Below are 553 nucleotides of genomic sequence, written 5' to 3' on the forward strand. Positions count from 1 at the left end.
CCCTATTTTTTGACCTTTAAGTGATTTTAAATTACCTGAAAACCGATCAACTTCACCTTTTCGTTTTAAAAAAGCAATTTCACCGCCTTTAAATGAATTTGATAAACCCAGTAATTCACGGCGTGTTTTGCCCTGCACATAATCAGAAGGCGCTGTATCTTCAATAAAGTATTCGGGCATGAGTATGTCCGCTTTACCCAGCTCAACATTTCGTACCGCGCGTGCCCAAGGTAAAAACTCAATATAAACGCTGTAGCCTTTACTGTTTAACAATGCGACTGCAAATTGATAAACCCAGCCCTTATTACATAAATGATCGCCAATGTAAGGAGGCCACTCCACGGTAGCAATATGAATTATTTTCTCTGCGTTTTTAGCCTCAAATAGTAAACCCGATTTATGGTTATAACCAGCTAAAACACGCTTAGTGTTATCATGATAATAATTGATCGACAGATCCGCGTAGCTATTAAAGCTAATTAATAAAAAAACAAAAGCTAAGTAGTGCATATAAATCCTAGGGCCTATTGGCCTGTCAGGATTGAAATTTGTT

At 37.6% G+C, this 553-nt stretch carries 1 protein-coding gene; it reads right to left on the reverse strand.

The window, feature by feature from the left end; all coding sequences use genetic code 11:
- The coding region (locus tag CWB66_RS20755; protein ID WP_502705307.1) for a type 2 periplasmic-binding domain-containing protein at positions 1–510 on the reverse strand (510 nt) is incomplete at its 3' end.
- Between the last annotated feature and the right edge of the window lie 43 nt (positions 511–553).

The organism is Pseudoalteromonas sp. S558, from assembly GCF_005886635.1.
Classification (GTDB): domain Bacteria; phylum Pseudomonadota; class Gammaproteobacteria; order Enterobacterales; family Alteromonadaceae; genus Pseudoalteromonas; species Pseudoalteromonas aliena.